This is a genomic window from Frondihabitans peucedani, assembly GCF_039537585.1.
GTDB lineage: Bacteria > Actinomycetota > Actinomycetes > Actinomycetales > Microbacteriaceae > Frondihabitans > Frondihabitans peucedani.
Genome location: NZ_BAABAU010000001.1, coordinates 161,918 through 181,327, shown reverse-complemented (window position 1 = coordinate 181,327; position 19,410 = coordinate 161,918). Strand labels below are relative to the sequence as shown.

The following is a 19,410-nucleotide window of genomic DNA, read 5'->3' as shown; positions in this document are numbered from 1 at the left end:
AGGCACCTGTCCGCGGACCGGTGCCTGCGCCGTCGTGCGGCGCCGACCGTCAGGCCTGAGCGGCCGACAGCTCCTCGGCGACGAGGAACGCCAGCTCGAGCGACTGCATGTGGTTGAGGCGCGGGTCGCAGAGGCTCTCGTAGCGCGTCGCGAGGGTGGCCTCGTCGATGTGCTCGGAGCCGCCGAGGCACTCGGTGACGTCGTCGCCGGTGAGCTCGATGTGGATCCCGCCCGGGTGCGTGCCCGCCGCCCGGTGCGCCTCGAAGAAGCCCTTGACCTCGTCGACGATCTCTTCGAAGCGGCGCGTCTTGTAGCCGGTGGGAGTCGTCATGCCGTTGCCGTGCATCGGATCGGAGACCCAGAGCGGCGTCGCGTCGGACGACTTGATGGCCTCGAGGAGCGGCGGGAGGGCGTCGCGGATCTTGCCCGCACCCATGCGCGTGACGAAGGTCAGGCGGCCCGGCTCCCGCTCGGGGTCGAGCTTGTCGATCAGGCGCAGCATGTCGTCGGGCGTCGTCGTCGGGCCGAGCTTGACCCCGATCGGGTTGCGGACCCGCGACAGGAAGTCGACGTGGGCGCCGTCGAGGTCGCGCGTGCGCTCACCGATCCAGACGAAGTGGCTCGAGAGCGTGTACGGCGTGCCGGTGCGGGAGTCGATCCTGGTCATCGGACGCTCGTAGTCCATCAGGAGCGCCTCGTGGCAGGTGTAGAACTCGGCGCGCTTCATCTCGTCGAAGTCGGCGCCGGCCGCCTCCATGAAGCGCACCGCCTTGTCGATCTCGTGGGCGAGGTGCTCGTACATGACGTTGGCGGGGTTCGAGGCGAAGCCCTTGTTCCAGGAGTGCACCTGGCGGAGGTCGGCGAAGCCGCCCTGGGTGAAGGCGCGGATGAGGTTCAGCGTCGAAGCCGAGGTGTGGTACCCCTTCACGAGCCGCGCAGGATCGGGCTGCCGCGACTCGGGCGTGAAGTCGTACCCGTTGATGATGTCGCCGCGGTAGGCCGGCAGCGTCACACCGTCGCGGGTCTCCATGTCGGACGAGCGCGGCTTCGCGAACTGACCGGCCATGCGGCCCATCTTGATGACCGGCACGGAGGCGCCGTAGGTCAGGACGACGGCCATCTGCAGGATCGTCTTGACCCGGTTGCGGATGTTGTCGGCGGTCGCGTCGGCGAAGGTCTCGGCGCAGTCGCCGCCCTGCAGCAGGAACGCCTTGCCCGCAGCCGCCGTGGCGAGCCGCTCGCGGAGCGTGTCGACCTCGCCGGCGAACACCAGCGGCGGGAACGTCGCGATCTCGGCCGAGGCGGCCTCGACGGCGGAGTGGTCGGGCCACTCCGGCTGCTGCTTGATGGGGAGCGTGCGCCAATAGTCCAGCCCTGCGATCACGTCGGGATCGGCGGAGATGACTGGGAAATCGGTCTGGAGCACTGGTTCCTCTGGGGGCCGGCGAGAGTCGTGGCCGGGAGACCACTGAGAATCGAGCCTATCGCGAAAGGAGAGCCCGTCTCTCCTTGACCGAAGACGCGTAGACGTCCACGTATTCCTGACCGCCGAGCCGGTTGAGCTCGTGCATGATCTCGTCGGTGATCGAGCGCAGGATGAAGCGGTCGCCCTCCAGCCCCTCGAAGCGGCTGAAGTCGAGCGGCTCGCCGAAGACGATGCCGATGCGGTGGAGGTGCGGGCGCTTCGATCCGGTGATCATGACCTTCTGCGTGTCGATCATGGCGACCGGGACGACCCGGACGCGACCCTCGAGGATCATCCGCGCGACGCCGGTGCGGCCGCGGTAGAGGCGCCCGTCAGGGCTCCGAGTCCCCTCGGGGTAGATGCCGAGCTGGTCGCCTCGGGCCAGCACCTTGAGGCCCGTCGCCAGCGACGCCTCGGATGCCTTGCCGCCCGAGCGGTCGATCGGCAGCATGCCGGACGCCGTCATGAACAGCTTCGTCATGACGCCCTTGAAGCCGCGCCCCGTGAAGTAGTCGCTCTTCGCGAGGAACGACAGGCGGCGCTCGAGCACGAGGGGCAGGAAGATCGAGTCGACGAACGAGAGGTGGTTGCTGGCGAAGATCAGCGCCCCCTCCTCGGGGACGTTCTGCTTGCCCACGACCCACGGGCGGAAGATCGACAGCAGGATCGGACGGAAGAGGAACGTCTTCATGATCCAGTAGAACAACGGCGTCTCCTTCGCGTGACCGTCAGAAGTCTAACCGGACGCCGGCCGCCGGCAGGTCAGATCGCCTTGGCGTGCACGCGGGCCAGGTCGGCGGCACCGACGACGCCCGCGTCGTTGACCAGCTCGGCGATGACGAACTCGGGCTCCGGGTGGAAGCCGCGGGCCGGGAGGTGGCTGCGGTAGGCCTCGCGGATGGGCGCCAGCAGGAGCTCGCCCGACTGGGCGACGCCGCCGCCGATGACGAAGAGCTGGGGGTCGAGGATGACGCTGAGCGACGCACAGGCCTGCCCGAGCCAGGTGCCGAGCTCGGTGAGGGCCTCGAGGGCGCCGGCGTCGCCCTGCGCCATCAGCGCGGCGACGTCGTGCCCGGTGAGGGTGCCGTTGGCGCGGCGGACATCGGCGAGGGCGCGGCCTGCGTCGCCGCCCCGGTCGGCGACCTCGCCGGCCATGCGGAGGAGCGCCCGGCCAGAGCCGTACTGCTCGATGCAGCCGAAGGCGCCGCAGCCGCAGGCGAGTCCGTTCGGGACCATGCGCATGTGGCCGAGCTCGCCGCCCGTGCCGAAGCCGCCGCGGAACAGGCGGTCTTCGGTGACGATCGCGCCGCCGACGCCGGTGCCGATGGTGAGCATGGTCATGTCGCTGACGAGGCGCCCCGCGCCGAAGCGGAACTCCGCCCAGCCGGCGGCGTTCGCGTCGTTGTCGATGGTGATGTGCAGGTCGAGCTCGCTGTTCAGGCGGGCGCGGAGGGGCTCGTTCCGCCACGGGATGTTCGGCGTGTAGTAGACGGTCGACTGGGCCGCGTCGATGAACCCGGGGGCGGCCACGCCCGCAGCGACGACCTGGCCGTGCTCGGCGGGAGCCTCGGCCTGGAGCTCGCGGATCATGGTCACGACGGCCTGGACGATGGCCTCGGAGTCGTTGCCCGTCGGCGTCGGGACCCGGCGTTCGGCGACGATCTCACCGAGCTCGGTGACGACGCCACCCGCGATCTTCGTTCCGCCGATGTCGATTCCGATGGCCTGCACGAGCATCCACTCTACCGTCGCCCCTGCCAGCAGCAGTCCACGGTCGGGCGTCGGCCCTTCGATACAGTGGAGCGATCCTGCAGCCTCTCGAGGAAGGAAGGCCGTGCCCGCAACGCCCGCCGACGCCGTGATCCTGAACGAGCTCCTCGACCGGGGCTCCCGGGTCGATCCTGAGGCCGCCGTCTTCGCCCTCCCCGACTCGTTCGGCGGCTGGTTCGATCTGACCGGCCCCGAGTTCGCGGGCCGGGTCCGCGCGCTGGCCAGGGGCCTCGCGGCCGCCGGGCTCCACCCGGGCGACGCGCTGGCCGTGCTCTGCTCGACGCGCTTCGAGGCCGTCCTGGTCGACTTCGCCGCCGCCGCCGTGGGCGTGGTCGTGGTGCCGCTGTCCCCGTCGTCGTCGCAGTCCGAGCTGGCCGCCCTCCTCGACGAGGAGGGGGTCCGGGCCGTCGTGGTCGAGACGGCGCGCGACTTCGCCCGCATCGACGAGCTCCAGGGCGACCTCCCCCTCGTCGCCGAGGTGTGGCAGATCGGCCTCGGCGACCTCGACAAGCTCGCCGCCTCGGGCCGCGACACCCCCGACGACGCCTTCGACGGCCTCGTGGCCGAGGTCACCCCCGACAGCGTCGCCGTCGTCCTCGGTGAGCACCGTCTCACGCAGAGAGATCTGTCGTCGCGCGCGCTCGCCCTCGCGAGCGTGCTCGGCGACGCGCTCGGTGCGGGCCGCCAGCTCCTGCAGCACCTCCCCGCCACCGACGTGCACGCGCGCGTCCTCACTCTCGCCGCGGTCGCCACCGGCAGCAGGATCGCGCAGCTCGCCGACCCGGGCCGCCTCGTCGAGACCATGGCCGCCTTCAAGCCGACGCTCCTGATGGCGTACCCGTCGACCCTCCGCGACATCGACGAGACAGTGCACGCGCGCGCCGAGGCGTCCGGCCGGGCGACCGCGCTCCGCCAGGCCCTCGAGGTCGCCGTCGAGTACGCCGAGGCGCTCGAGCCGGGACCGGTCCCGCGCGGCCTCAAGACCCGGTTCGCCGTCGCCGACACGCTCGTGCTCCGCGGCATCCGCAAGGCGGCCGGCGGGCGACTCTCCACCGTCGTCGCGATCTCGACCGAAGAGGCGGTGACCCTCGGGATGCGGCTCCAGCTGCGCGCGCTGGACATCCGCTGCCTCGAGGGCTACGGCGACCGCGCGACCGGCGGCCTCGTGACCCTCGAGCGGGCCGATGCGCCGTTCACGCGCCCTGTCGGAGCCGTGGGCCCGCCCCTGCCGGGGATCGAGGTCTCGATCTTCGACGAGGGGTCGGTGGCGTTCCGGGGCGTCGGGGTCGGTGGCGGCCCTCAGGAGTGGCTGGTGCGCGACGACGAGGGCACCCTGGTCGACGGCGTGCTCGTCCTCGAGGGTCGAGACCCCGGGGCTCCTGCGCCCGCTCGCAGCGCGGAGTAGCCCGGCGTCGGCGGGTGCCCGCAGCAGTCGGCGGCCCTCCGGAGCCCGGCCCACTGCTGCTACCGCCCGCCGACTTGACACCGAACCCGAGCACCGAGCACCGAGCACGGCGCACACCGAGCAGCCGCGCCTCAGAACCAGTCGCTCTCCCGGATCTGCCGCATGGCGTCGCGCTTGATCTCGGGGTCGAGCCCCATCACGTACAGCTTGCCGTCGAGGTGGTCGGTCTCGTGCTGGAGTGCCTGCGCCATGAGGCCCTCCCCCTCGAGCACCACCCGGTCGCCGTCGAGGTCCACGCCCTCGACCCGGGCGTACGGGTAGCGCCGCCGGGGGAAGTAGAACCCCGGCACCGACAGGCACCCCTCGTCGACCAGCTCGGGCTCGCCTCTCAGCTCCACGATCTCGGGGTTAAGCACGTAGCCGACCTCGTCGTCGACGTTGTAGCTGAAGGCGCGGAGGCCGACGCCGATCTGGGCGGCGGCGACACCGGCGCGCCCGGGCACGCGGACCGTGTCGAGCAGGTCGTCCACGAGGCCGCGGAGGCCCGGGTCGTCGAGCTTCACCGGGTCGGAGGGCGAGCGCAGGATGGGGTCGCCGAACAGGCGGATGGGACGGTCGGTCACGGCGTGAGGCTCCTGGTGATGCGGGTACGGGTACGGACTACTGGACGATGACGAGCAGGTCGCCGGCGTCGACCTGCTGCGTCGTGGGGATGGCGAGGCGCGCGACGGTGCCGCCGACGGGCGTCGTGATCGCGGCCTCCATCTTCATGGCCTCGATGCTGGCGACGGCGGCGCCCGCCTCGACCCGGTCGCCGACTGCGACCTTGAGCGTGACGACGCCGGAGAACGGTGCGGCGACCTCGCCCGGAGCGGTGCGGTCGGCCTTCTCGGCAGCCTTCTGCGACACCTCGATCGAGCGGTCGCGGATGAAGACCGGCCGCAGCTGCCCGTTGAGCGTCGTCATGACGGTCCGGACGCCCTTCTCGTCGGCCTCGCCGATGGCCTCGAGGCCGATGTAGAGGTTGACGCCCCTCGACACGGGCACCGTGTGCTCGACGCCCTGCCGGAGGCCGTACAGGTAGTCGGGGGTGGCCACGACCGAGAGGTCTCCGTAGGTGTCGACGACCTGCTGGTACTGCTTCGTCGGCCCCGCGAAGAGCAGGCGGTTGAGGGTCTGCTGGCGCTCGCGCCCCGGGGTGGCGAGGAGAGCGAGGTCGGCAGGATCGACCGGCTCCACGCCGATCCTGATGTCACGGCCGGCGAGCACCTTCGACCGGAACGGCTCCGGCCAGCCCCCGGGGAGGTCGCCCAGCTCGCCCGCCATGAAGCCGATCACCGAGTCGGGGATGTCGTAGTGGTCGGGGTTCTCCTCGAAGTCGGCCGGGTCGGCCCCGGCCGCTGCGAGCTGCAGGGCCAGGTCGCCGACGACCTTCGACGAGGGCGTGACCTTCGGCGGCCGCCCGAGGATCTGGTTGGCGGCGGCATACCAGTCTTCGACCTGCTCGAATCGGTCGCCGAGGCCGAGCGAGATGGCCTGCTGACGGAGGTTCGACAGCTGCCCGCCGGGGATCTCGTGGAGGTACACCCGGCCGGTGGGGCCCGGGAGGCCCGACTCGAACGGCTTGTAGACGCGGCGGACGGCCTCCCAGTAGGGCTCGAGGTCGGAGACGGCGCGGAGGTCGAGCCCGGGGTCGCGCTCGGTGTGCACGAGGGCCGCGACGAGCGCCGACGCCGACGGCTGCGACGTGGTGCCGGCCATCGGGGCGCTGGCGACGTCGACCGCGTCGGCACCGGCGCGGCTCGCGGCGAGCAGCGTGGCGAGCTGGCCGCCGGCCGTGTCGTGCGTGTGCACGTGGACGGGCAGGTCGAACTCGGAGCGGAGCGCGGTGACGAGCTTCTCCGCGGCGCCGGCGCGGAGGAGGCCCGCCATGTCCTTGATCGCGATGATGTGCGCGCCGGCGTCGACGATCTCGGCGGCGAGGCGCACGTAGTAGTCGAGCGTGTAGAGCGTCTCTCGAGGATCGAGGAGGTCGCCGGTGTAGCAGAGTGCCACCTCGGCGACAGTGGTGCCGGTCTCGAGCACGGAGTCGATCGCCGGACGCATCTGCGACACGTCGTTCAGGGCGTCGAAGATGCGGAAGATGTCGACGCCGGTCGCGGCCGCCTCCTTGACGAAGGCGTCGGTGACCTCCGTGGGGTACGGCGTGTAGCCGACCGTGTTGCGGCCGCGGAGGAGCATCTGGATCGCCACGTTCGGCAGAGCCTCGCGGAGGCTCGCCAGCCGCTGCCACGGGTCTTCGCCGAGGAAGCGGAGGGCGACGTCGTAGGTAGCGCCGCCCCAGGCCTCGACGCTCAGGAGCTCGGGCGTCATCCTGGCCACGTACGGTGCCACCGCGAGGAGGTCTTTCGTCCGCACCCGCGTCGCGAGGAGCGACTGGTGGGCGTCGCGCATCGTCGTCTCGGTGACGGCCAGGGCGGTCTGCTCGCGGAGGGCCTCGGCGAACCCGCGGGGGCCGAGGTCGAGGAGGCGCTGGCGGGATCCTGCGGGCGGAGCGGTCGCGAGGTCGATCCGGGGCAGCTTGACGGCAGGATCGAGAGCCCCCTCGCCGCGGCCGTTCGGCTGGTTGACGGTCACGTCGGCCAGCCAGGTGAGGATCTTCGTGCCGCGGTCTTTGGAGACGTGGCCCTCGAAGAGCTGCGGGCGCTCCTCGATGAAGGAGGTGCTGAGGTCGCCGGCCGCGAACGACGGGTCGTCGAGGACCGCCTGGAGGAACGGGATGTTCGTCGAGACGCCGCGGATGCGGAACTCGGCGAGGCCCCGCTTGGCACGGGTGACGGCGGCCGGGAAGTCGCGGCCGCGCGCCGTCATCTTCGCGAGCATCGAGTCGAAGTGGGGGCTGATCTGGGCACCCGGGTCGATCGTGCCGCCGTCGAGCCGGATTCCCGCGCCGCCCGGAGAGCGGTAGGTCGTGATCCGCCCGGTGTCGGGCCGGAAGCCGGCGTTCGGGTCTTCGGTCGTGATGCGGCACTGGAGCGCTGCGCCGCGGAGGCGAAGGTCGCTCTGCTGCAGATCGAGCTCCTCGAGCGTCTGGCCCGCGGCGATGCGCATCTGCGACAGCACGAGGTCGACGTCGGTGACCTCCTCCGTGACGGTGTGCTCGACCTGGATGCGCGGGTTCATCTCGATGAAGACGTGCTGGCCGCGGCGCTCCCCCGCGGTGTCGAGCAGGAACTCGACGGTGCCGGCGTTCACGTAGCCGATCGACTTCGCGAAGGCGATCGCGTCGCGGTACATGGCCTGCCGGGTGGCGTCGTCGAGGTTCGGAGCGGGCGCGATCTCGACGACCTTCTGGTGGCGTCGCTGGACCGAGCAGTCGCGCTCGAACAGGTGGACCGTCTCGCCGGTGGCGTCGGCGAGGATCTGCACCTCGATGTGCCGCGGACGGACGACCGCCTGCTCGATGAACATGGTCGGGTCGCCGAACGCGCTGTCGGCCTCGCGCATCGCGGCCTCGAGGGCCGGGCGGAGCTCTGCCGCGGTGTCGACGCGCCGCATGCCGCGACCGCCGCCTCCGGCCACGGCCTTGGCGAAGACCGGGAAGCCGACCTCGTCGGCACCCGCGATGAGCTCCTCGATGTCGCGGCTGGCCGGCGTCGACTTCAAGACGGGGACCCCCGCCGCGATGGCCTTCTCTTTCGCGGTGACCTTGTTGCCGGCCATCTCGAGCACGTGCTGGCCCGGGCCGATGAAGGTGATCCCGGCCGCGGCGGCCGCCTCGGCGAGCTCCGGGTTCTCGGAGAGGAACCCGTAGCCCGGGTAGATCGCGTCGGCCCCCGATTCGACGGCGACCCTGATGATCTCCTGCACGTTCAGATAGGCCCGGACCGGATGCCCGACCTCGCCGATCTGGTACGCCTCGTCGGCCTTCAACCGGTGCATCGAGTTGCGGTCTTCCCACGGATACACGGCGACCGTGCGAGCACCGAGCTCGAACGCGGCCCGGAACGCCCGGATCGCGATCTCTCCGCGGTTCGCTACGAGGATCTTTGTGAACAAGGAGGAGAGCCCTTCTTTAGGTGCTTTAACAGTAGTGAAGGTATCGTCTTCTACGTGCATGTACTCAGCGTCAGCTCTCTCAAAGGCGGCGTCGGCAAGACGACCGTGACGCTCGGACTCACGTCGGCGGCCTTCGCCAAAGGACTCCGAACGCTCGTGGTCGACCTCGATCCGCAGTCCGACGTCTCGACGGGCCTCGACATCACCGTCGCCGGCCACCTCAACGTCGCCGACGTCCTGGCCTCCCCGAAGGAGAAGACGGTGCGCGCCGCGATCGCGCCCTCCGGCTGGACCAAGGGGCGCACCGGCAAGATCGACGTCATGATCGGCAGCCCGTCCGCCATCAACTTCGACGGCCCGCACCCGTCGATCCGCGACATCTGGAAGCTCGAAGAGGCCCTCGCGAATGTCGAGGCCGACTACGACCTCGTCCTGATCGACTGCGCGCCCTCGCTGAACGCGCTCACCCGCACCGCGTGGGCGGCCTCCGACCGCGTCACCGTCGTCACCGAGCCCGGTCTCTTCTCCGTGGCCGCCGCCGACCGAGCGCTCCGGGCCATCGAGGAGATCCGCCGCGGCCTCTCCCCCCGCCTCCAGCCGCTCGGCATCATCGTCAACCGCGCCCGCGTGCAGTCGCTCGAGCACCAGTTCCGCATCAAGGAGCTCCGCGACATGTTCGGGCCGCTCGTCCTGTCGCCGCAGCTGCCCGAGCGCACGTCGCTCCAGCAGGCCCAGGGTGCGGCGAAGCCGCTCCACGTGTGGCCCGGCGAGAGCGCTCAAGAGATGGCACGCAACTTCGACCAGTTGCTCGAGCGCATCATGCGCACGGCGAAGATCGGCGACTACGCGGAGCCGCTCGCGCGCTAGGCGTCGCCGGCGCTCTCGCGGCACGCACTTCGGCTCGGGGCACGCATTCTCACGCGTGACTCGGGCCGCTCTGCGTGTGTCGGGGCTGCCGCGCGCAACGGTGCACGGACACCGCACCCCGCCGCGGCAGGGTGCCTAGTCCGTGCAACGTCGGGCGGCGCCAGCTCGGGGCAAACACACACGCACTTTGGCTCGGGGCACGCGATCTCGCGCGTGACTCGAGCCGCTCTGCGTGTGTCGGGGCTGCCGCGCGCAACACGCACGCACTTCGGCTCGGGCCACGCGTTTTTACGCGCGACTCGGGCCGCTCTGCGTGTGTCGGGGCTGCCGCGCGCAACGGTGCACGGACACCGCACCCCGCCGCGGCAGGGTGCCTAGTCCGTGCAACGTCGGGCGGCGCGGCGCGGGCGCAACACACACGCACTTCGGCTTGGGGCACGCGTTTTTACGCGTGACTCGGGCCGTTCTGCGTGAGTCGAGGCTGCCGAGCAACGGTGCACGGACACCGCACCCCGCCGCGGCAGGGTGCCCAGGCCGTGCAGCGTCGGGCGGCGCCAGCTCGGGGCAAACACACACGCACTTCGGCTCGGGGCACGCGCTCTCGCGCGTGACTCGGGCCGTTCTGCGTGTGTCGAGGCTGCCGCGCGCAACACGCACGCACTTCGGCTCGGGGCACGCGTTTTTACGCGTGACTCGAGCCGCTCTGCGTGTGTCGGGGCTGCCGCGCAACGGTGCACGGACACCACACCCCGCCGCGGCAGGGTGCCCAGGCCGTGCAACGTCGGACGGCGCCGGTCAGGCCGAAGGAGGCGTCAGCCGACGCGACGACGAGCAGCGAGCTCGTCGGTGGGATCGACGGCCGGGGTCGAGTCGAGCTCGACGAGGCTGTTCTCGACCTCGCGGAGCACCTTGCCGACGGCGATGCCGAAGACGCCCTGACCGCGCGACACGAGGTCGATGACCTCGTCGTTCGACGTGCAGAGGTAGACCGAGGCGCCGTCGCTCATGAGCGTGGTCTGCGCGAGGTCGTTGACGCCGGACTCGCGGAGCTGGTTGACGGCGGTCCGGATCTGCTGGAGCGAGATGCCGGTGTCGAGGAGGCGCTTGACGAGCTTCAAGACCAGGATGTCGCGGAAGCCGTAGAGGCGCTGGGTGCCGGATCCGGAGGCGCCGCGGACCGTGGGCTCGACGAGCCCGGTGCGGGCCCAGTAGTCGAGCTGGCGGTAGCTGATGCCGGCGGCTCGGGCGGCGGCGGTGCCGCGGTAGCCGTGGTCGTCTTCGAGTTCGACCATGCCGTCGGTGAAGAGGACCTCTTCGCCGTAGGCGTTGACGGAGGCACGGGATTCGCTCTCGGGGGCTCCCTCGGGAGAACCTGACTCACTCATGAAGTGCCTTCCACTGCCGTCTGCCCACCCGATGCGCGATCCTGAACCTTAAGGTTCAACATCGGGTTGATGGTTGTACCGAGGTCAACGGTACCGACAACCCCGGCCGGACCCGGCGACATTCGACTCGACGATTCGGCGTGTCGGGACATTCGCGAGAGCCCGCGAGCGAGTCTACGTGTCGAGGCGTCCGAGCGCTGAGCGAATCAGGCTCGTCCGGACGATCTCGAGCTGGTCGGAGATCTCTCGGGCGAGCTCGGCGACCCGCGCCCGACCCGCGGCGTCGCGCCGCCTGGCGACGGGGGCGACGGCGCTCTCGATGAGCCCCAGCTCACGTTCGGCAGCAGCCCGGAACGCCCGGAGGTGTCGCGGCTCGATGCCCGACTTCTTCAGCTCCACGAGCGCCGAGACGACCCGGACGTGGTCGTCGCCGTAGAACTCCGCCGCGGGGACGAGCGACGTGCCGATGGCGTCGTCGAGGAGCGCCGCGGAGGCGCCCGACTCGGCGATGAGCTCGTCGCGGCTGATGCGCCGGGCGCCCGTCAGCATCGACGAGGGCGCCGCGCCGCTCGGCAGCTGCGAGGGCCGCCCGGCATCGAGGTCGTCGAGGTGCTGGCGGATCACCTTCAGCGGGAGGTAGTGGTCGCGCTGCAGCCCCAGGATGAAGCGGAGCCGCTCGACGTCGTCGGCCGAGAACTTGCGATAGCCCGACTCGGTCCGGACCGGGGTGACGAGCTGGCGCTCCTCGAGGAACCGGAGCTTGGAGTTCGACAGGTCGGGGAACTCGGGCTTGAGTCGTGCGAGCACCTGACCGATCGTCAACAGATCAGGAGAGCCCTGGGCGTGGACCGCCCGGGCCAGTGCGCGGGGCACTACTTGATCGCCAGGTTGGCGAGATCGACTCGTGACGCGTAGAAGGTGAGACGGAACTTGCCCACCTGGACCTCGGCGCCGTCGCTGAGGAGGGCCTCGTCGATCCGGACGCCGTCGAAGTAGGTGCCGTTGAGCGACCCGAGGTCTTTGACGCTGAACGACGTGCCGTGGCGGTGGAACTCGGCGTGACGGCGGCTGACCGTGACGTCGTCGAGGAAGATGCCCGCGTCGGGGTGACGCCCGGCGACGGTCACGTCGGCGTCGAGGAGGAAGCGGGCGCCGATGTTCGGACCGCGACGCACCACGAGGAGCGCGGAACCGGACGGCAGTGCGCCGACCGCCTCGCGCTCGTCAGCGGAGACGCCGCCCTCGAGGGCGGCGAGCTGGGCCTGGAACTCCTCGTTGAAACTGAGGGTCGTCTCGACCTCGCGTCGGGCGTCGTGTTCACCGTTCGCATGCGCCCCGTGCGACGGGTTGGCTGGCTCTGCCATCGTGACCTCCTGTGGCGTCCAAGCGTAGCGGAATCGTTACCGGCCTTTGGAACCGTTTTGGAGGGGCACCCTCTCAAAGGGTCTTGTTTCGGTCTTCACCAGAGGCGCTCAGAGTCGTCATAGGGATTTCCATGGCGGGCCGCCTTTGATGAACACACGTCACCAGCAGCCCCAGAAAGGCAATCATGAACGACAGCAGCAACTCCGTCTCCGGTGCTCCCGAGCCCGAGGGCGCGGCCGAGAACACCGAGAACCCGACGGTCCCGCTTCCTCATGACGACGTCGACCAGACCACCGAGCAGCTCCCCGAGCAGCCCGAGCAGCCCACGGCCCACACGCTCCCGCACCGCACCGGCCCGACACCGGCCCGCTACGTCTCGAGCGCCTCGGAGCCGGGCGATGCGGGCGCCACCGGTCCCGACGACGCCGTCGCGCAGGATCCTGCGGCCCACACCGGCCAGGACGGCTACGCGGCGCAGTACGGCGCCGAGCAGTACGCCGCGCAGGCCTCGCAGCAGCACGCCCCCCAGCCGCAGGGCCCCCAGCAGCAGGCCCCCCAAGCGTACGACCAGTACGGGCGTCCCATCCCGGCCCAGCCGTACGGCGGTCAGGCAGGACAGCAGCCGTACGGCGGCCAGCCCTACGCCGGGCAGCCCCCGTACGGCGGCCAGCCGCCCTACGGGTACGGCTACGGGCAGGTACCCCCGGCGTTCCAGAACCGGAACCCGCGCAGGAGGCGCTCGCTGGCCATCACCGGCGCGATCGCCGCGGGAGTCCTCATCGCCGGCGCGGCAGGCGGCGGGGCCTACGCCCTCGGGCACGCCACCGGCGAGAAGGCGGCCGACGCGGCCGGCCAGAGCCAGACCCTGCAGCTTCCGAACGGGTCCGGCGGGTCCGGCTCGTCCGGGACCTACGGCTACGGCCAGGGCGGCACCGGCACCTTCGGCGGCGCGCAGGGCGGCACGCAGGGCGGCAGCCAGGGCACCGGCACGGTCCCGAGCGACGCCACCGCGGCCACCGCGACCGAGAAGCAGGGCCTCGTAACGATCGTGTCGACCCTCGACTACGACGAGTCGTCGAAGTCGGCGGGCACCGGCATGATCATGACCTCGAACGGCGAGATCCTGACCAACAACCACGTCGTCCAGGGCGCCACGAGCATCCGGGTCACGGTCGTCTCGACCGGCAAGACCTACACGGCCGACGTCGTCGGCACCGACGCGACCAACGACGTGGCTGTCCTCAAGCTCCAGGGCGCCTCGGGCCTCACCCCGGTGACCTTCGGCAAGAACGCGTCCGTCGCTGCGGGCGACTCCGTCCACTCCACCGGCAATGCCGAGGGGACGGGCAGCCTCGTGACAGCCAAGGGCACCGTCACGGCGACCAAGCAGTCGATCACCGTGCAGAGCGAGTCGGGCTCCGGCACGGAGTCGCTGTCGAACCTGATCGAGATCTCGGCCGACGTCGTCTCGGGCGACTCGGGCGGTCCGCTCCGGAACGCGGACGGCAAGGTCGTCGGCATCGTCACCGCGGCGTCGTCCGGCACCGCCGCCGTCACCGGCTACGCGATCCCGATCTCGTCCGCTCTGAAGATCGCCGACAAGATCCTCGACGGCACGGAGTCGGGCACGATCAAGATCGGCCTGCCCGCCTTCCTCGGCGCGCAGATCTCCTCGGCCGGGGCTGGCGCGGGCACCGGCACCGGGACGACGACCTCGGGCGTCACCATCGCCGGGACCGTCTCGGGCAGCGCCGCCGCCAAGGCGGGCCTCGTCGCCGGAGACACGATCACGGCGGTCGGCGGCACGCAGGTGGCCGACTCCACGGCCCTCACCGACGCCATCCAGGCGCACGACGTCGGCGACAGCGTGACCATCACCTACACCGACGCCGCGGGTGCCAGCCACACCGTCACCGTGACGCTCGGCGCCGGTCCCGCCGCGTAGTCGGTCGCCGCGCGACCACGAGCGCCCCCTCGCCGATCGGCGAGGGGGCGCTCGTGTATCAGGGCAGCAGGTCGCGCAGGATCGACGGCCCGACGACAGTCGCTCCGAGGGCCTCCACCCGGGCGGCGAGCTCCCGGTCCGCCGTCACGGCCACGACGTGGGGGGCGGCACCGCCGCCGGCCCGCAGGCGCTCGACCTCGTCGACGAGGGCCTGGTCGCCGTCGGCCGGAGCGCGGACGAGGCGGAGCGGGGAGCCGGGGGCGGGATCCTGCGCGGCCTTCGCCTGCCCCTCGACCACGAGCGACACGTCGGGCCACCAGGTGCTGACGAGCCCGTCGCGGTCGCCGACGGCGGCGGCGGGGAGCCCGGAGACCGCCAGGGCCTCGAGAGCGACGGCGAGCCGGTCGGTCGCGCCGACGCGGTCGCGCCACCAGCCGTCGGGCTTCGACCCGACGACGTTGGCCGAGTCGACGACGAGGTGGAGCGGCGTCGTGACGAGGTCGCGGAGGCGAGCCCAGGACGACGCGAACCCCGGGTGGAGCGGGAGGTCGTCGACGGTGTCGAGCGGCACCCAGCGGAGCGCCTCGCTCTCGCGGTCCGCGATGACGGGCTCGAAGGGGGTGTCGGCGCGCGCGACGACGGTCGTGTACGACCAGATGTCGAGGTCGACGACCGACGAGAACAGGAGGCGGAGCGCCGCCGGAGGCACCGAGGCCTCCTCCGCGCTCTCGCGCAGGGCCCCCTCGACGGCGGTCTCGTCGAAGGCCCGGGCGCCGCCGGGGATGCCCCAGGTGTCGCCGAAGTGGCTCCAGACGGCGCGGTGCTGGAGGAGGACGCCGCGCTCGGGATCGACGACGAGGAGCCCTGCGGCACCGGCACGGCCCCAGAACTTCCGGCCGTCGGGCGCGACGACCCAGCCGTCGGCTGGTCCGTGGATGGTCACGCCTCCGAGCTTGCCACGTCTCGCAAGCGGCGACGCGCAGGTGTCGAAACGTGAAGGGGCTTCCCATCCGCCGAGGAGGAGCGCCCCGGGATCACGGGGCGAGCAGCGGCCGGACGAAGAGGGTGAAGGCGATGTTCGCGAGGCCGAACACGGCGAAGCCGATGCCCCAGAGGCAGCGCCGCCGACCGAAGGGGCCCTTGCCGCGGGCGTCGAGCTCGCGGGCGCGCCGGAGCCCGAGGACGCAGAAGACGAGGGCGACGACGCTCGGCACTCCGACCGCGTCGACGAAGAGGGCGACGAGGCCGACGCTGAAGCCGACGACGGCGAAGCGGTTGACGAGCTCGGGATCGCGGGGCGGCGGCGGCGTGGACAGCCCGGGGTCGTTCTCGAGCGAGGCGCCCGCAGCCTTCGCCATGGTGCGGCGGAGGCGCTCGGCCCGCAGCGACATCGACGTCACCGGTCGGGTGCTCGCCCGGTCGCCGCGGTCGTCGACGTGGTCCTGCTCGTCGCTCACCGCGGCCTCCTCGTCCTGTCTGGCACTCGGGAAAGGATAGCGAGCGCAGGATGAGAGGGGGCCCGGTCAGTCGGACAGGATCGACAGGATGTTCCCCGACGGGTCGAGGAACCAGGCGATGTCGGGCCCCCGCCCGGCGGCCTTCCCGCGCATCACGCCCTTCTCGTCGGCGTACCCGCCGTAGTCCTCGAGCCGGACGCCCGCCGCCTCGAGCTCGGCGACGGCCCGGTCGATGTCGGCGACGTGGAAGTTCAGCACCGTGAACGCCGCCGGGACGTGGTCGGTCTTCGGGTAGGCGATGACGTGGGCGCCGCCCGGGAGCGTGAGATCGAGGATCCCCATCGCGTTCTCGGAGACGACGAGACCCAGGACGTCCTGGTAGAAGGCTCTCGCCTCGGCAGTGTCGCGGACGCTGAAGCCGCTGAACGCGTGGTCGGTCGTGATCATGCCGACACTCTGGCACCGATCGACCGGCGCCGACAGTCCCACCTCCCGCCGCTGCCGGAGCCGCCCGGCCTCAGACGAAGCGGACGGTCTGCTGCAGCCGCGCGCGGATCTCGAACACGTCGACGAGGGCCGTGGCGTCGCCGGCGAGGCCGCCGCGGAGGACGTGCGGGAGGACCGAGCGCCGGACGGCGAACGCCTGGTTGCGGCGTCCGCGGCTGACCGGCTCGACAGCCTCCTCCAGGGCGTCGTCGGGGACGACGAGGAGCTGAGCGGTGAACGGCACGCCGGCCGACTTCTGGAACGCGCGGGCGCTCCGCGCGAGCGTCCGCGCCGGCTGCTCCCCCGGCGCGAGGCCGTCGCCCTCCACCTCGCCCTTCACGAGCCGGACGGGCGAGCCCCAGTCCTCGGAGTCGATGGCGTAGAGACCGCTCGGCGCGAGGACGACGTGGTCGAGCTCCGGCTCCCGGCCCGCTGCGACGTTGCTCCAGATCGTGTAGGCGATGCCGAGCTCGAGGACCGCTTTCGCGGTCGACTCCTCGGCGACGGCCTTGGCGAGGATCCTGCGGATCTCGGGAGGAGCGGAGCGGACGAGTGCCGGGTCGTACGGGTCGTCGATCTCGTCGCCGAGTCCCACCCACTCGCGGATGAGCTCGAGGTAGCGCACCCGCTCCTGGCCGCCCGGGTGACCGAATGCGCGGGCCCGCGGCTTCGACTCGGCGCGCCTCCGCGGAGGACGCGGGGCCCACGCGGAGGACGGCTCGTCGGCCCCTGCGCCGCTGCCGCCTGCGCTGCTGCCGAAGGACGACGAGGTGCGGCTGCCGTCGTATCTGGCGCGGTCTTCGGGGGTGCCCACGCGCTCCCACGCGAGCTGGACCTGGCGGAAGCGCTCGGGGGTCCCGCCGAGGTCGGGATGGGTCTCGCGGGCGAGTCGGCGGTAGGCCCGTCTGAGCTCGTCCTGAGTCGCGGCAGCGGTGACGCCGAGCACCTCGTAGGGGGTGGCGGCGGCAGGGCTCTCGGTCATGTGTCCACAGAGAATACCGGCAGCGGACTGAGAACCAGGAGGCGCTCCGCCGTGAGGACGCGGCGGGAATCCGATGAAAGGTGTGAGAGGACGACGGACGGTAGGGTCGGCTGTGTGGCAGACGACGACCTCACTCCCCCGGCCAAGCGCAACGTGAAGAACCTGACGGCGTTCCTGGCCGAGCTGGAGCCGGGCGACGCCGTCGTCGCCACCTTCACGACCGAGCGCTACGGCGTCTTCGCTGTGCGCGGACTCGTGACGCAGTCGCAGTCGATGGCGGCCTTCGCCCTCGGCAGCCACCCCCTCGACGCGAACAAGAAGCCCCAGAAGGCTCTGCAGCTGCTCCGCACCTACCACTCGGCCGAGCGCCAGGCAGCCGACGAGGCGCTCGACCAGGCCCCGTCGACCTTCGCGCAGGTGTCGCACGGCGACCTGGTGCGGGTGACCTTCGCCGAGAACGCCTACGGGGTCTTCGACATCTCCGGAGTGGCCGTGCACTCGAGTGTCGACGACAGCATCCTGGTCGGCTCGTGGATCGCCTCGACGGCCGGAGCCGTCGCGCCCCGGGTCCGGTCGATCGAGCTGCTCGAGCCGGCCGGCGAGCACGCGCTGGCCGTGCCCCGTGAGATCACCTCCTGGGGCAACGAGGCCGCTGCCGACGTCTGACGGGCACCGGCAGCAGCAGCACCAGCACTGACACCAGCAGTCTCACCGTCGCGGGTCGACCGCCGCGGCACCTCGTCCGCTCAGCGACCGGTCGCAGCGCGCTGGCTCCTCGCGGCAGCCCGGCGTCGGCGCCGATCCTGCAGCCAGGCGATCGCCCGCTTCACGCGGCTCTGCGCCCACATGTTGAGGCGGTGCGCGGCGGGGAACTCCGTGCCGAGGATCGCGAGTCCGAGGAACACGATCAGCCAGCCGGGCCCGGGCAGCGGGATCAGGATGACGCCGGCGATGACGACCGCGATGCCGACGACCCCGATCGCCACCTTGTAGGCCAGGCGGAGCCGCGGGTAGCCGTTGAGCCGCGCGCGGAACAGGCGGGCACGCCGGGCGATCCGCGTATTGCGGAGCCGGTGGTGGTGAGCGCCGTGGTGCTCGTCGTGCAGCGACATGGCCCGATCGTACGCACCGCCGGTGGGGAGAGCCCCGGTGTCGCCCGGCAGACTCCTGAGCGCAGGATGCGCCGACGGCTCGGAGGGACTACAAAGATCCTATGGAATATACGCATCTGGGACGAACAGGGCTGTCCGTTTCTCGAGCGATCCTCGGCACGATGAACTTCGGGCCGGAGACCAGCGAAGAGGATTCGCACGCCATCATGGACAAGGCGCACGAGGTGGGCGTCAACTTCTTCGACACGGCCAACGGCTACGGCGGGTCGGCCGGCAAGGGCGCGACCGAGAGCATCATCGGCCGCTGGTTCGCGAAGGGCGGCCAGCGACGCGAGAAGACGGTCCTCGCGACCAAGCTCTACGGCGACATGGGCGACTGGCCGAACCAGGGCAAGCTCTCCGCCCTGAACATCCGCCAGGCCATCGACGCCAGCCTCGAGCGGCTCCAGACCGATCACATCGATCTGATCCAGTTCCACCACATCGACCGCGCCACCCCCTGGGACGAGATCTGGCAGGCCATCGAGGTCGCGGTCCAGCAGGGCAAGATCCTCTACGTCGGATCGAGCAACTTCGGCGGCTGGCACATCGCCCAGGCTCAGGAGGCCGCGAAGGCGCGCCACTTCACCGGGCTCGTCTCGGAGCAGTCGATCTACAACCTGATCAAGCGCGAGGTCGAGCTCGAGGTCGTCCCGGCGGCGATCCACTACGGGCTGGGCGTCATCCCCTGGTCGCCGCTCAACGGCGGGATCCTCGGCGGCATCGTCGGCAAGGAGCAGGAGGGCAAACGCCGCCTGACCGGCCGGTCGAAGGAGTTCGTCGACGCCCACCGCGACCAGCTCGAGGCCTACGAGACCCTCGCCAAGGAGCTCGGCCACGCCCCCGGCGAGCTCGCCCTCGCGTGGCTCCTCCACCAGCCGGGCGTCACCGGGCCCATCACCGGGCCGCGGACCATGGAACAGTGGGACTCGGCGGTCGCCTCCGTCGACATCTCGCTCGACGAAGACGCCCTCGACAAGCTCGACGCGCTGTTCCCGGGGCACAAGCCCGCCCCGGAGGACTACGCGTGGTGACCACCCGCATCCTGCTCTCCCCCCTCCCCCTTCGACGAC

At 71.3% G+C, this 19,410-nt stretch carries 18 protein-coding genes; 5 read left to right on the top strand and 13 right to left on the bottom strand.

Annotation, left to right across the window (positions count from 1 at the left end):
- Positions 1 to 49: 49 nt before the first annotated feature.
- The 3 genes from ABD733_RS00830 to ABD733_RS00820 form a co-directional block, all read right to left on the bottom strand.
- Positions 50 to 1,384: a class II 3-deoxy-7-phosphoheptulonate synthase gene (locus ABD733_RS00830; protein ID WP_344795939.1), complete on the bottom strand. Its 1,335-nt coding sequence runs from the start codon at positions 1,382 to 1,384 to the stop codon at positions 50 to 52.
- Between the two features lie 97 nt (positions 1,385 to 1,481).
- A complete protein-coding gene (locus tag ABD733_RS00825; RefSeq protein WP_344793149.1) occupies positions 1,482 to 2,171 on the bottom strand; it encodes a lysophospholipid acyltransferase family protein in 690 nt (229 codons plus the stop codon).
- 56 nt (positions 2,172 to 2,227) lie between these two features.
- Positions 2,228 to 3,196 (bottom strand): ROK family glucokinase, encoded by a 969-nt coding sequence (locus ABD733_RS00820; protein ID WP_344793148.1) that lies wholly within the window; start codon positions 3,194 to 3,196, stop codon positions 2,228 to 2,230.
- 103 nt (positions 3,197 to 3,299) lie between these two features.
- Between ABD733_RS00820 and ABD733_RS00815 the strand changes: the two genes are divergently transcribed.
- On the top strand, positions 3,300 to 4,640 hold the full coding sequence (locus ABD733_RS00815) for an AMP-binding protein (RefSeq protein ID WP_344793147.1): 1,341 nt from the start codon (positions 3,300 to 3,302) through the stop codon (positions 4,638 to 4,640).
- A gap of 131 nt (positions 4,641 to 4,771) precedes the next feature.
- Here ABD733_RS00815 and ABD733_RS00810 read toward each other — a convergent pair whose 3' ends face one another.
- Positions 4,772 to 5,263, bottom strand: a complete 492-nt coding sequence (locus tag ABD733_RS00810; RefSeq protein ID WP_344793146.1) for a peptide deformylase — start codon at positions 5,261 to 5,263, stop codon at positions 4,772 to 4,774.
- Between the two features lie 37 nt (positions 5,264 to 5,300).
- Positions 5,301 to 8,699 (bottom strand): pyruvate carboxylase, encoded by a 3,399-nt coding sequence (locus tag ABD733_RS00805; protein ID WP_344793145.1) that lies wholly within the window; start codon positions 8,697 to 8,699, stop codon positions 5,301 to 5,303.
- Positions 8,700 to 8,753: 54 nt separating this feature from the next.
- Here ABD733_RS00805 and ABD733_RS00800 point away from each other — a divergent pair, with 54 nt between their 5' ends.
- Entirely contained in the window at positions 8,754 to 9,566 is an 813-nt protein-coding gene (locus ABD733_RS00800) for a ParA family protein (RefSeq protein WP_344793144.1), read from the top strand.
- 812 nt (positions 9,567 to 10,378) lie between these two features.
- Here ABD733_RS00800 and ABD733_RS00795 read toward each other — a convergent pair.
- The 3 genes from ABD733_RS00795 to ABD733_RS00785 form a co-directional block, all read right to left on the bottom strand.
- Positions 10,379 to 10,858: a MerR family transcriptional regulator gene (locus ABD733_RS00795; protein ID WP_344795937.1), complete on the bottom strand. Its 480-nt coding sequence runs from the start codon at positions 10,856 to 10,858 to the stop codon at positions 10,379 to 10,381.
- Positions 10,859 to 11,125: 267 nt separating this feature from the next.
- Positions 11,126 to 11,824, bottom strand: coding sequence for a transcriptional regulator FtsR (ftsR, locus tag ABD733_RS00790; protein WP_344793143.1), 699 nt, complete (start codon positions 11,822 to 11,824; stop codon positions 11,126 to 11,128).
- The gene (locus ABD733_RS00785; protein WP_344793142.1) at positions 11,824 to 12,315 is read right to left on the bottom strand and encodes an FHA domain-containing protein; all 492 of its coding nucleotides are present in this window, start codon (positions 12,313 to 12,315) and stop codon (positions 11,824 to 11,826) included. The genes ftsR and ABD733_RS00785 overlap by 1 nt, the downstream gene beginning before the upstream one ends.
- Positions 12,316 to 12,500: 185 nt before the next feature.
- On the opposite strand from ABD733_RS00785, the gene ABD733_RS00780 reads away from it, so the two are divergent.
- A complete protein-coding gene (locus ABD733_RS00780) occupies positions 12,501 to 14,261 on the top strand; it encodes a S1C family serine protease (RefSeq protein WP_344793141.1) in 1,761 nt (586 codons plus the stop codon).
- 58 nt (positions 14,262 to 14,319) lie between these two features.
- Here ABD733_RS00780 and ABD733_RS00775 read toward each other — a convergent pair whose 3' ends face one another.
- The 4 genes from ABD733_RS00775 to ABD733_RS00760 form a co-directional block, all read right to left on the bottom strand.
- Entirely contained in the window at positions 14,320 to 15,204 is an 885-nt protein-coding gene (locus ABD733_RS00775; RefSeq protein WP_344793140.1) for an NUDIX hydrolase, read from the bottom strand.
- Between the two features lie 91 nt (positions 15,205 to 15,295).
- A complete protein-coding gene (locus ABD733_RS00770) occupies positions 15,296 to 15,718 on the bottom strand; it encodes a hypothetical protein (RefSeq protein WP_344793139.1) in 423 nt (140 codons plus the stop codon).
- A gap of 66 nt (positions 15,719 to 15,784) precedes the next feature.
- Positions 15,785 to 16,165, bottom strand: a complete 381-nt coding sequence (locus ABD733_RS00765) for a VOC family protein (protein ID WP_344793138.1) — start codon at positions 16,163 to 16,165, stop codon at positions 15,785 to 15,787.
- A 70-nt stretch (positions 16,166 to 16,235) separates the two neighbouring features.
- Positions 16,236 to 17,186, bottom strand: coding sequence for a DnaJ domain-containing protein (locus ABD733_RS00760; protein ID WP_344793137.1), 951 nt, complete (start codon positions 17,184 to 17,186; stop codon positions 16,236 to 16,238).
- A 114-nt stretch (positions 17,187 to 17,300) separates the two neighbouring features.
- Between ABD733_RS00760 and ABD733_RS00755 the strand changes: the two genes are divergently transcribed.
- Complete coding sequence (locus ABD733_RS00755; protein ID WP_344793136.1) at positions 17,301 to 17,852, top strand: hypothetical protein; 552 nt, start codon at positions 17,301 to 17,303, stop codon at positions 17,850 to 17,852.
- A gap of 80 nt (positions 17,853 to 17,932) precedes the next feature.
- Here ABD733_RS00755 and ABD733_RS00750 read toward each other — a convergent pair whose 3' ends face one another.
- Positions 17,933 to 18,298, bottom strand: a complete 366-nt coding sequence (locus ABD733_RS00750) for a TIGR02611 family protein (protein WP_344793135.1) — start codon at positions 18,296 to 18,298, stop codon at positions 17,933 to 17,935.
- 101 nt (positions 18,299 to 18,399) lie between these two features.
- On the opposite strand from ABD733_RS00750, the gene ABD733_RS00745 reads away from it, so the two are divergent.
- Positions 18,400 to 19,371 (top strand): aldo/keto reductase, encoded by a 972-nt coding sequence (locus tag ABD733_RS00745; protein WP_344793134.1) that lies wholly within the window; start codon positions 18,400 to 18,402, stop codon positions 19,369 to 19,371.
- Positions 19,372 to 19,410 lie beyond the last annotated feature (39 nt).